Below are 11,232 nucleotides of genomic sequence, written 5' to 3'. Positions count from 1 at the left end.
ATTAATATATTTTAAATTATATTACATATTTGTATAAAATTAAAGACTACTGACACTTTGTCAGCAGTCTGAAAAAACTTAACCATAGGTTAAGTTTTATATTCCGTAATGAATTATATGCTTATTTTCCTTTATTGCACCATCAATTTTCTTAATTAATTCATCCAATTCATTAGATTTAAATTGTTTGTTTGCACTAATAATAATTTTTTTAAATTCTTTTAATGACCTTGGAGGTATGATTGTAGTTCCACAATAATCTAATCCTAATGCTGGATGTTTTTTTACATGAAAATACGTTTTTAAATTACCTAGTTCTTCTAAGTATCCTTTCATTACCTCATCTATTAATTCATCACTAATGGATATACAATTATACTTTTCTGGTTCATAATCACTATACCATTTGTTTTCTTCAAAATAATCTATTACTCCAAAGTCATGATTTGCTACTATCTATTCCTCCTTTAAATTCCATTCTAATTAATAGTACGTACTTCTAAAATAATACTATTATTATATATTTATTCTTACATTTAATTTTTATTAAATTCAAACTTCTATCTTCAAATTGATTAATTACAAGTTTTTTTACAAACTTTATATCAGTAAATTTCATTCCTAGAAACTATATTTACAATACACACAATAAAATATCTTTTTATATTTATGTCAAATTATTAATTTTTCACCTATCTTGCAATGTACAATAGATTGCCTAAATTTTATCTCTCTATCTTCTATTATAAATAGTTAAAACAAAAAAAGAATAACAGAAATTTAAATTGAGTAAATTTCTGTTATTCTTTTTTATTTTTTACTACAACAATTACATTCAAAACAATCTTGTAATAAATCACTTACAGCATTAGTTAATTGACAATTTGTGTTCATTAAATAACTGTTCATTGCTTGATTATTCCACCAATACATAAACAATACTATAAATATTAAATTCATATATTGCGATGTATAACACTGAAATAAGTTTAGAAGTTCACAATAGTAAAATGTATCGTCAACATCACTAACATTCCCAGTATCGCTTGTATTGTTACAGCAATATTCATTCAAATCATCTTCATCTAAGTTTCTAATAATATCATCTAAACTACATGATGTATTCCAATTACTCATTTTCTTATTCCTTATACAATAACTGTTATATTCCCATGATATGACATTTTTCTTTTTTTCGTTACATTTCCTTAAAAATAGATAGAGACTATTAAATCAACTGTTAATAGTCTCTATTTTTAAAGCTACTTTATTTCAATCTTAAAAGTATCTTCATTACCATCATTATTATTTTTTATTGCTTTTACCTGAATTCGAACTTGAACTTTTAGTTTTACTAGAACTTATTGATTTCTCAATTATAGTATAAAATATAGCATCTTCTATAGGAATATCTGAACTATCTATAATTTCAATAGTAGTATCATCAGTTAAACTAAAATGTTTACCATCAATTATATAATCCACATTTTTATTATTATCTAAAATATTATAATCCTTATTAAAAAATAGATTTTCCTCTATTCCCTTCCCTAACTTATTATAGTTTTCATCATAAAAATATAATATATGCTTTAACTTCCAAAAATCCTGCAACTTTTCTTCACCAATATATCCTGTTGTATTACCATTAGAATCCTCTACTTTACCTAATCTATTAATAGATATATTAAATAATTTTTCCTGTGTAAATCCTAATCTTTTTATTTGACTTTCCTCTTTAATAACAGCTCCATTAACATCCTTTAATTTTAAAGTGTCCCCAAAAACAGGAAATAACTTCCCTGTAACTTCTCCTATTAAAACTCCATCACTCAATATATAGTAATGCTTTCTAAATGAAAATAACCTTTTCTTCATTGTAATTTTCTTTGAATTATACAAAATTTCTTCTAATGTCTGTTCATAAGGATTAACTTTATCAGTAAATTCAGTTCTTAAAATTTTATTTTGTTGTATCCTACTTCCTAAAAAAACTAATAAAATTACTACTCCAACCATTATAATTATATTTCTAATAATCTTTTTTGCTTTTGTCATTGTATCCCCCTATGTCAAAGACAACTATTATATTTTAAAGACTTTTTACTTATCTTTTATTCTAGTTCACCATCAAACCCCAATATACCTTGCCCTAAATTATATAAATTACTAAATCCTTCTTCACTTAACATCTCGCAAGCAAGTGCACTTTTATGTCCTGCTTTACAATATACAAGTATAGGATCATCTTGATGCTCTTTTAAATCTTCAATTTCCCATTCTAATTCTTCAACAGGAATATTTATAGCATTATGTATTTTCCCTGTTTTATACTCACTAAACCTTCTTACATCTATAATTAATAGTTCTTTATTTTCCTTTATTAATTTTTTTGCTTGTTCACTATTTATACTTTTATATGAATTCATCATTCTACCTCTTTCTTCAATTTTCATTTGTATTAATTATAAATAAATCTCCCATTTAAGGTCAATTTATATTTTTTAATATATAAAAATACTTCAATATGTTTTTAATTCACATTGAAGTATTTATATATTTATGCTTCTGCTTTTTTAATATTTAACTCTTCTTTATCTTCATATACTAAGTGCTTCATTCTCTTAAAATAAGTAAATCCTAGTGGAATAACTGCTGCAAACCATGCCACTGGATCAGCTAAACATATTCCTGTAAACTCTAAATATCTTGGTAAAGTAAATGCAACTATAGCTCTAGCCACAAGTTCATATACTCCTGCCATCATTGGTACAAATGATTCGCCCATACCTTGAAGAGCATTTCGATAAATAAATATTAATCCAAGTGGTATAAAGAAAATCGCTGATATATTAAGTACCTCTTGAGCATATTTTAGTATTTCTGCATCTGGGTTACTTATAAACATCATAACAAAATATTTCCCTAGAAATATTAATACTGCCCCTGCGATAATACTTGTTATTATTGAAATCTTAGTACATGCTTTAACGCCATCTTTTATACGCTTATAATTTTTAGCTCCTAAGTTTTGTCCACAATAAGTAGCCATAGCAACACCAAATGTAATTGCTGGTTGCATTACAAGTTGAAGTACCTTTGAAGCTGCTGTATACGCTGCAATAACTGTTGATCCAAATACATTTAATGCAGCTTGAACTGTCATAATTCCAATTGCAGTTATTGAAAATTGAAGTGCCATAGGAATTCCTACTTTTAAATGTTTATGATAATATCTCTTTTTAACTTTAAAATCTTCTTTTCTAAGTCTCAATATAGTAAATTTCTTATATGTATATATAAAACATAATATTGCGGAAACGCCTTGTGATATAATCGTTGCATATGCCGCTCCAGCTACGCCCATTTTAAAGTTAATTATAAATACTAGATCTAACACTATATTTAATACTGATGAAACAATTAAAAAGTATAGAGGTGTCTTACTATCACCTAAAGATCTTAATATACTTGCAATCATGTTATAAGCAACTGTAGCAATACATCCTGCATAAATAATTATGATATATGTAGTAGCATCTTTCATAATATTTTCAGGAGTATTCATTAATCTTAATAATGGCTTAGCTGAAATTACACTTACCAAAGTAACTACAATTACAGAAATAGCTGTTAATATGATAGCGCTTCCTACAGCTTTTTTAAGTCCCTTTTCATCCTTTGCTCCAAATCTTTGGGAAACTAAAACTGCAAATCCACTAGTTAAACCTGTTACAAATCCATTAACTAAAAACACCATTGATCCTGTAGAACCAACAGCTGCAAGTGCTTCTACTCCTACAAACCTACCAACTATTATTGTATCAACCATGCTATAAAATTGTTGAAATATGTTACCTATTAATAATGGTATTGAGAACATTAAAATTAATTTAACTGGATTACCTTTAGTCATATCATTAGTTTTATCATGTCCCACTATTTTTTCTACCCCCTATTTTCATTTCTCAATTTAATACAATATCATTTTTTAATTAATATTGCAAAGGAAATTAAATATTAATTTTAAAATAAAAAAGGGCTACATTTAAAACATAATGAGCCCCTAATATTCAAATTAAAAATTTTTAAAATAACCTTATTTTTAAATTACCTAATTTTTTAATTCTTCCCCTATTATTTTAATTCCTTTTTCTATTTCCTTTAATGATAATCTAGATAACCCTAATCTTAATGTATAATCTCCAGCATTATCCATAGAAAAAACATCTCCTGGAGTAAATATTACTCCTTTTTTATAGCATCGATTTAATAGTTCTCTTCCAGTTATTCCCTCTATTCCAATATAAATATGAAGCCCACCTTCTCCCCAAATAAATTTAGGATTAACATATTTATTTATACACTTTAATGCAAACTCATATCTTTCTTTATATGATTTTCTTACTTTTTTAATTTGTTTTTCAAAAGCACCTGAACGTAAATATTCATAAAGTATACCTTGATCTAAAAAAGAGGTGTGAATATTTTTACATCTCTTTACACTTTCTAATATATTTATAACTTCTTTATCTGCAAGCAACCATCCTACTCTTATTCCCGGAAATAATATTTTAGAAAAACTTCCTATATAAACAACACCGCTTCCACCTTTATCTAATGCTGCAATAGGACTAACGTGAGTACTATTGTATAAAAGTTCTTCATTGAACCCATCTTCTATTATAGGTACATTATATTTCTTAAATAAATTGTACACTTCAAAGCGTTTTTCACCTTTAAGCACAATTCCAGTTGGATTATGGTATGATGGTATTAAATATCCAAATTTAATCTTATTATCTTTAAGCTTTTCTTCAAGTTCAAGAATATCTATACCATCTTCATTCATTTTAACTCCAACAACTTCAATTCCATGCACCTTCATGATTTTAATCGAAGTATTATGAGTTGGATTTTCACAAATAATCTTATCTCCTGGACTTGTATATGCTTCACATAACATTTCAAGCCCTTCAGTAAATCCATTAGTTATAATTATATCTTTACCTTCTATATCAACACCTTTGCTTTTCATATACTCTAAAAGATATTCCATAAGAGGTTTATATCCTTTTGCATAACCATAATTCAAAAGCTTATGTCCTTCTATAGAAATTCTATTTAAAAATGCTTTTTTAAACTCTTCCATATCAAATAATTCCCCATCTGGAGATATACTTTTAAAAGATATTAAATTTTTTTCCCATGGTATCTCACTTTTAACTATATCAAGCTCCAATGCCAATTTACCATAATTATTTACCTTGTCATTCCAAGAAATCTGCCAGCCCTCTTCAGTTTTTGACTTACTAGGAGATATAAATGTTCCCTTGCCTTTAACAGTATATACTACTCCTTCATCTTCAAGATTTTCATAAGCTGTTATTATAGAATTACGACTTACACCTAATATTCTAGAAAGTTCTCTTGTTGCAGGTAGCTTTCCATTAGCCACAACCATATTATTATTTATCATATTTTTTATATAATTTTCAATTTGTAAATAGATAGGTTCATCTTCATTAAAATCTATACTAGAAAATATCAACCTTTTCAACTCCTAAACTAATGAATATTCAATTATTTTATCTAACAATTCACTAAAACTTAATCCCCTTGCATTTGCACTTTTAGGAATTAAACTTGATTTTGTCATTCCTGGAAGTGTATTTACTTCAAGCATATAAGGAATATTATTACTTACTATCATATCAACTCGTGCATAGCTCTTGCAACCTAAAACATTCCAAACATTTTTAGAAATTTCATCTACCTTCTTTTGAAGCTCTGCCTCTAAAAATATTATTTCTTCACTGGCTCCACTTTCATTATATTTAGAAGTATAATCAAAAAACTCTCCCTTATTTGCTTTTATAACTACCGTTGGAAAAACCTCACCATTTAAAATAAAAGAAGTTATCTCATAACCACTAATATACTTTTCTATAATTATTTCTTTATCATATTTTAACCCTTCTCTTACAGAATTCTCTACTTCTTCTTTATTTTTCACCAAAAATGTTGCAACACTAGAACCCCCATTATTAGGTTTTATAAATACTGGATATTTAAACTCATTTATCTTTTCATAATTAATGTCATCTATTGATTTCACTGTGAACCATGGAGCTGTAGGAACTCTTATAGTACTTACTATTCTTTTTGTTAGCGCTTTATTCATACAAATTGCACTACATAGCACACCACACCCACTATAAGGAATACCCATTGTTTCTAAAACTCCTTGTATAGTTCCATCCTCTCCAAACCTACCATGCAATGCTAAAAATGCAAAATCTATTTCCTTTACTTTTTCTATTACTTCGTCTTTTGAGTTTATTATTATAGGAATTATATCTTCATAATTTTCTTTATTTAAATTTTTTATTACCTGTTCTCCTGACTTTAAGCTTATTTCTCTTTCAGTTGATACCCCACCCATTATTACTCCTATTCTCATAAAAATCCACTCCTCTTTTTTACTATTTATTTTTATTGTATGGATTTAAATGAAAATAAAAAAGCACCACACCTTAAGTATTTTCTCAAGGTTGTGGTCTTATAATTATTATTTATTTAATTTTATCTTATAGAATTTTTCTATTCCCCCAATAAGTGAATTTTGAGTATATACTATAACTTCTTTTTCATCTTTTCCTATAACAACTGTTGGGGGTTCACCTATATACTCCTCTTCAATGTTTAATTCACATAATGTTAAAGGCTTTTCTATTCCCATACCATTAATTTTAGCTACTTTTATATATGCCATTTTATTAGTATATTCACAATAATAAATCTTATCTTTACTTGGAAATAAGCCTATATAACTAATATTAAGTGAATCTTCTTCTTCAGACTCATAAGATATATATTCAAATAACTGACTTTTTTCTTCAGTATTAACATTATATATATCAACACTAGTTCCTTCTCCTAAAGCTCCTAATAATATAACTCTTTCTTCATCTATTGGTAAAACAAACCCAAAATCACCTATTTCTCTTTCTTTTTCTATACTACCGTTATCCAAATTAGCAATTAATAAGGTTGTTGGTAATGTCGCACTATCTATATTTGGTAAAGCTGATAATATAGCCTTATCTCCTAATAAATTTATTCCGCTAATAGCCTTATATTCTTCTGGAACTTCTATACTACCTTCAGTTTCATTAGTAAGATTGTGCCATATAATATTTGTAACCACTCCTTCATCATTAATAACTTGTTCAAATAGTATATTTTCTGCTAAGGTATATTTATTACTTCCATTTCCTATAAGTGTACGCTCAATTTCATATCCTTCTTCACTAAGATAATTTCTTATTATAACTTTATCTTCATTTTCACTTATACTTTCTACATAAAACTGAATACTTGAATTTCCTAAATCCTCATATCTTTTGCTAATTAAATATTCAAGGTTAGCAGTATTTTCTTCTACATTAACTAAACCATAAAGAGCTAGATTTTTATCTATATTAGGTTCTATTTGTTCTACTACTAAATCTCCATTTTCATCTATTTTTAATGAATATTGATTATCAACTAAAGCAGTTTCAAAAACAATTTCTGTTGTTTCTTCAATTTTTAAATCACTTTTACTACTTACATTTTCTTTTGATATTACTAAGTTTTTATTTTCTTCAATAACGCTTGTACTACATCCTACCATTGTTACTGATACACTAATAAATACCGCACTTATTAATGCAATGATTTTTTTTCTATTCATTTTTTCATCCCCTCGTCATAAATACCCTGCTTAATTTATTTTTACCATTTGCACTTTATTTTTGTCATAATTATTTATAGTTTTTTATACATTATCTTAATTAACTTATAATCTAATGTATAATTTTACAATAAGTACATATTTATAGTATATTATTATTTCATAGTAATAATCAATACGTTTACTTATATTAAATTAATAATTCACATTTACTTCAGATATAAAATAAATTTTATTATACTTTATTAAAATAATACTACTACAAAATAAAACGTCTAATAAGAATAATAAAATCTCATTAGACATTTTTTGCTTATTAAAATTTGAAAATAATCACTACCTTATTCTCTTAATAAACCATTTTATTTTTTACCTAATTACTTATTATCAGTATCTCCATCCTCCCCTACTACATCAGATAGATCAATATAAGAATTATTTTCAATAATATTGAATTCATCCTCAACAAATTCATCATTTGAAAAATCATCATCTATTTTAAAGTTTTCTAAATCTCTACTTATATTAATTTCATCGTTATTGATTCTATTGCTTGATAAATTTTCATAATTTTTTAGTTCTAACTTATCCAATATATCTTTACTCATAATATTCCTCCTAAACTTAAAATATTTAAAGTTATTAATATTTATTATTCCTTTAGCATTTATATTTAATCACTAATTTAAAATAAAAAATTTTATTTACTATCTTAAATGTAAATTAAAAACTTGATATATTATCTCTATAATCGAAATATATTTTATTATACTTTATATAATATTAATGATAGCTACTATACGTAAATAATTTTGGAAATCTCTTCATATAAATATTGACTTTCTTTTATTATTAGTAGATAATTATTATTAGTTAATAAACAAATAGTTTTATGGAGGTTTTTATGAATAATAATTTAAATAATTCTTGGAAAGGTTTTAGAGAGTTAGTACTAGTAGATAAAGTAGACGTATGTCCTAGTATAATTTCTTTTTATTTTAAAGCAAAAGATGGAGGCAAGCTTGTAAAGCATAAAGCTGGTCAATTTTTACCTTTTAAAATTAAAACAGATGATCCAAAATATAAAGATGTAATTAGAACCTATAGTCTATCAATGTTTCCTAATGAAGATATTTATAGAATAAGTGTTAAAAAAGTTGATGGTGGCTTAATTAGTACTTACTTACACGAAAATCTTAATATCGGAGACTCTATCGAAGCAATGATCCCTACAGGGTTATTTACTATTAATAATAAAAATAATGATATAGTTTTAATTTCAGGTGGTATAGGTATTACACCTTTATTATCAATGCTTTATGAAGAATCGTCTATAAGAAATAATATTCACTTTATTCAAGCTGTACAAAATTCTAGCCTACATCCATTTAAAGAGGATATAGAATCTATTGCTAAAATTAGAGGAGTTGAAAATACTGTTTTTTATTCTAATCCTTTAGATACTGATAAGGAAGGCATTGACTATAACTTTACTGGTTATGTAAATAAAGATTTCTTTGAAAAAAATATCAATTTAAACTCAGATTTTTATCTTTGTGGACCACCTCCATTTATGAAAGCTCTTGAAAATACTTTACTTGAACTAGGTGTAGATAAAAGTAAAATTAATTATGAATTATTTAGTAACTAGCTTTTCTTTCTCATATAAAAAATAATAACAAATAAATTCATTTATAAACACAAACGGCAAATAAAGATAATTATAATATTATTTTACTTTTATTTGCCGTTTTGCATTTCTTTATACGCCTTCAAAGATCATGTCTTATTTTTATTCATTAAAATATTCTCATATAGTAATTTCTATTAATAATTATATTTCTTTATATTTTCAAATTTAACTTTTATAAAAATGAAAGTTTTTTTATTTTTTATTCATAATAATTCTTTTTATTTTTTTACTTTTAAAACGCTTTCACTCTTCTCCTTTGAAAATAAGCACTTCCATTAGATAGCCCTATTGTATTTTTTTATATACTATGGTAAAATATAAAATTAAATGCAAGTTTTATTTTTTTTAATGCATTTTTCAAACAATAAAAAGGGGGCATTATTATGAAAAAAAAATTAGGTTTAACAACAAAAATCTTTATTGGATTACTACTTGGGGCAATTTGTGGTATTATCCTTTATAGATTTGTTCCATCTGGATTCTTTAGAGATGATTTCTTAATTAATGGTGTATTTAAAGTTATAGGTAAAGGTTTCTTACGAGCTATGCAAATGCTTGTTGTTCCATTAGTATTTTGTTCACTTGTTTGCGGTAGTATGGCAATTGGTGATACGAAAAAACTGGGTAGGGTTGGAGTTAAAACAATGATTTTTTATCTTATAACTACAGCTATAGCCATAACTTTAGCAATTCTAATTGGTAAAATTATAAATCCTGGAATCGGCCTAGATATGAGTAGTATTCAAATTGCAGAAACTACAGTAAGTGAGTCTAAAGCATTAAGCGATGTGCTTTTAGATATAATTCCAACCAATCCAATATCTGCTTTAGCAAATGGAAATATGCTTCAAATAATTGTTTTTGCTATATTAATTGGAGTAATTTTAGCAATGCTTAAAGAAAAGGGAACTGTTGTTGCTACATTCTTTAGTCAATTTAATGAAATTATGATGAAAATGACAATGATAGTTATGAAGGTAGCTCCAATTGGTGTATTTTGCTTAATAGCAACTACATTTTCAACTATAGGTTGGAGTGCTTTTACTCCAATGCTTAAATACATTTTTGCAGTAATGTTAGCATTAGTAATTCAATGTTTAGTAACATATATGGCAATGCTTAAAGGATTTACTAACCTTAGTCCAATAAAATTCTTAAAGAAGTTTATACCAGTTATGAGCTTTGCATTTTCAACTGCATCATCAAATGCAACAATCCCATTAAGTATAGAAACTCTTGATGATGAAATTGGTGTTTCAGAAAAAATATCATCTTTTACAATTCCATTAGGAGCAACAATAAATATGGATGGTACTGCAATAATGCAAGGAGTAGCTGTTGTATTTATTTCACAAGCCTTTGGAATAGAACTTGGGTTAAATGCTTATCTTACAGTTATATTAACAGCAACATTGGCGTCTATTGGAACTGCTGGGGTTCCTGGTGTTGGACTTATAACATTATCTATGGTTCTTAACTCTGTAGGATTACCAATTGAAGGTATTGGTATAATTATGGGTATTGATAGAATACTTGATATGACTAGAACTGCAGTAAATGTTACAGGCGATGCTATTTGTACTACTATCGTTGCAAAGCAAGAAGGCGAATTTGACGAAAAAGTTTTCTACTCTGATGAAAGCATAATAGATAACGTAGTTTCATCATAATTAAAAATATTACAGAACTTATCTTAAAATATATAGTTCTAAAAATAAAAACTACTTTTATAATAAAATTAAATACGATATAGTAGAAAATATAAATACCCAATATGAATAATTAATTCTTATTGGGTATT

General features: G+C 26.1%; 11 protein-coding genes. 2 read left to right on the top strand and 9 right to left on the bottom strand.

Annotation, left to right across the window (positions count from 1 at the left end; translation table 11 throughout):
* Positions 1-96: 96 nt before the first annotated feature.
* The 9 genes from LPC13_RS11400 to LPC13_RS11360 all read right to left on the bottom strand — a co-directional run bounded on the left by LPC13_RS11400 (position 97) and on the right by LPC13_RS11360 (position 8,346).
* Positions 97-336, bottom strand: a complete 240-nt coding sequence (locus LPC13_RS11400) for a hypothetical protein (RefSeq protein ID WP_005212751.1) — start codon at positions 334-336, stop codon at positions 97-99.
* 474 nt (positions 337-810) lie between these two features.
* Positions 811-1,137 (bottom strand): hypothetical protein, encoded by a 327-nt coding sequence (locus LPC13_RS11395; protein WP_005212747.1) that lies wholly within the window; start codon positions 1,135-1,137, stop codon positions 811-813.
* Positions 1,138-1,305: 168 nt separating this feature from the next.
* Complete coding sequence (locus LPC13_RS11390; RefSeq protein ID WP_005212745.1) at positions 1,306-2,058, bottom strand: hypothetical protein; 753 nt, start codon at positions 2,056-2,058, stop codon at positions 1,306-1,308.
* A gap of 56 nt (positions 2,059-2,114) precedes the next feature.
* A complete protein-coding gene (locus LPC13_RS11385; protein WP_005212743.1) occupies positions 2,115-2,456 on the bottom strand; it encodes a rhodanese-like domain-containing protein in 342 nt (113 codons plus the stop codon).
* 104 nt (positions 2,457-2,560) lie between these two features.
* Positions 2,561-3,916 carry an MATE family efflux transporter gene (locus tag LPC13_RS11380; protein ID WP_234088817.1) on the bottom strand — a complete coding sequence of 452 codons (1,356 nt, stop codon included), beginning with the start codon at positions 3,914-3,916 and terminating at the stop codon, positions 2,561-2,563.
* A 198-nt stretch (positions 3,917-4,114) separates the two neighbouring features.
* The gene (locus LPC13_RS11375; RefSeq protein ID WP_394371328.1) at positions 4,115-5,548 is read right to left on the bottom strand and encodes an aminotransferase-like domain-containing protein; all 1,434 of its coding nucleotides are present in this window, start codon (positions 5,546-5,548) and stop codon (positions 4,115-4,117) included.
* Positions 5,549-5,563: 15 nt separating this feature from the next.
* Positions 5,564-6,463, bottom strand: coding sequence for a D-alanine--D-alanine ligase (locus LPC13_RS11370; protein WP_005212739.1), 900 nt, complete (start codon positions 6,461-6,463; stop codon positions 5,564-5,566).
* A gap of 108 nt (positions 6,464-6,571) precedes the next feature.
* On the bottom strand, positions 6,572-7,738 hold the full coding sequence (locus tag LPC13_RS11365; RefSeq protein WP_005212737.1) for a hypothetical protein: 1,167 nt from the start codon (positions 7,736-7,738) through the stop codon (positions 6,572-6,574).
* A 377-nt stretch (positions 7,739-8,115) separates the two neighbouring features.
* Positions 8,116-8,346, bottom strand: a complete 231-nt coding sequence (locus tag LPC13_RS11360) for a hypothetical protein (protein WP_005212735.1) — start codon at positions 8,344-8,346, stop codon at positions 8,116-8,118.
* A gap of 296 nt (positions 8,347-8,642) precedes the next feature.
* Between LPC13_RS11360 and LPC13_RS11355 the strand changes: the two genes are divergently transcribed.
* Together LPC13_RS11355 and LPC13_RS11350 are read left to right on the top strand one after the other, a co-directional pair.
* On the top strand, positions 8,643-9,389 hold the full coding sequence (locus LPC13_RS11355) for an FAD-binding oxidoreductase (protein WP_040419193.1): 747 nt from the start codon (positions 8,643-8,645) through the stop codon (positions 9,387-9,389).
* Positions 9,390-9,814: 425 nt separating this feature from the next.
* Positions 9,815-11,101 (top strand): dicarboxylate/amino acid:cation symporter, encoded by a 1,287-nt coding sequence (locus tag LPC13_RS11350; RefSeq protein ID WP_195244493.1) that lies wholly within the window; start codon positions 9,815-9,817, stop codon positions 11,099-11,101.
* Positions 11,102-11,232: the final 131 nt, after the last annotated feature.

The sequence above is a fragment of the Clostridium celatum genome, assembly GCF_021412605.1.
In the GTDB taxonomy this organism is placed as follows: Bacteria; Bacillota; Clostridia; order Clostridiales; family Clostridiaceae; genus Clostridium; species Clostridium celatum.
Note: the sequence above shows the minus strand (reverse complement) of the source record. Positions and strands in the feature narration are given on the sequence as shown.

Excerpts from the sequence above, each read along its gene's own strand:
- LPC13_RS11395 (WP_005212747.1), bottom strand. The coding sequence starts at position 1,137 with ATGAGTAATTGGAATACATCATGTAGTTTAGATGATATTATTAGAAAC.
- LPC13_RS11360 (WP_005212735.1), bottom strand. The coding sequence starts at position 8,346 with ATGAGTAAAGATATATTGGATAAGTTAGAACTAAAAAATTATGAAAAT.
- LPC13_RS11400 (WP_005212751.1), bottom strand. The coding sequence starts at position 336 with ATGAAAGGATACTTAGAAGAACTAGGTAATTTAAAAACGTATTTTCAT.
- LPC13_RS11370 (WP_005212739.1), bottom strand. The coding sequence starts at position 6,463 with ATGAGAATAGGAGTAATAATGGGTGGGGTATCAACTGAAAGAGAAATA.
- LPC13_RS11385 (WP_005212743.1), bottom strand. The coding sequence starts at position 2,456 with ATGAAAATTGAAGAAAGAGGTAGAATGATGAATTCATATAAAAGTATA.
- LPC13_RS11380 (WP_234088817.1), bottom strand. The coding sequence starts at position 3,916 with ATGACTAAAGGTAATCCAGTTAAATTAATTTTAATGTTCTCAATACCA.
- LPC13_RS11390 (WP_005212745.1), bottom strand. The coding sequence starts at position 2,058 with ATGACAAAAGCAAAAAAGATTATTAGAAATATAATTATAATGGTTGGA.
- LPC13_RS11350 (WP_195244493.1), top strand. The coding sequence starts at position 9,815 with ATGAAAAAAAAATTAGGTTTAACAACAAAAATCTTTATTGGATTACTA.
- LPC13_RS11365 (WP_005212737.1), bottom strand. The coding sequence starts at position 7,738 with ATGAATAGAAAAAAAATCATTGCATTAATAAGTGCGGTATTTATTAGT.
- LPC13_RS11355 (WP_040419193.1), top strand. The coding sequence starts at position 8,643 with ATGAATAATAATTTAAATAATTCTTGGAAAGGTTTTAGAGAGTTAGTA.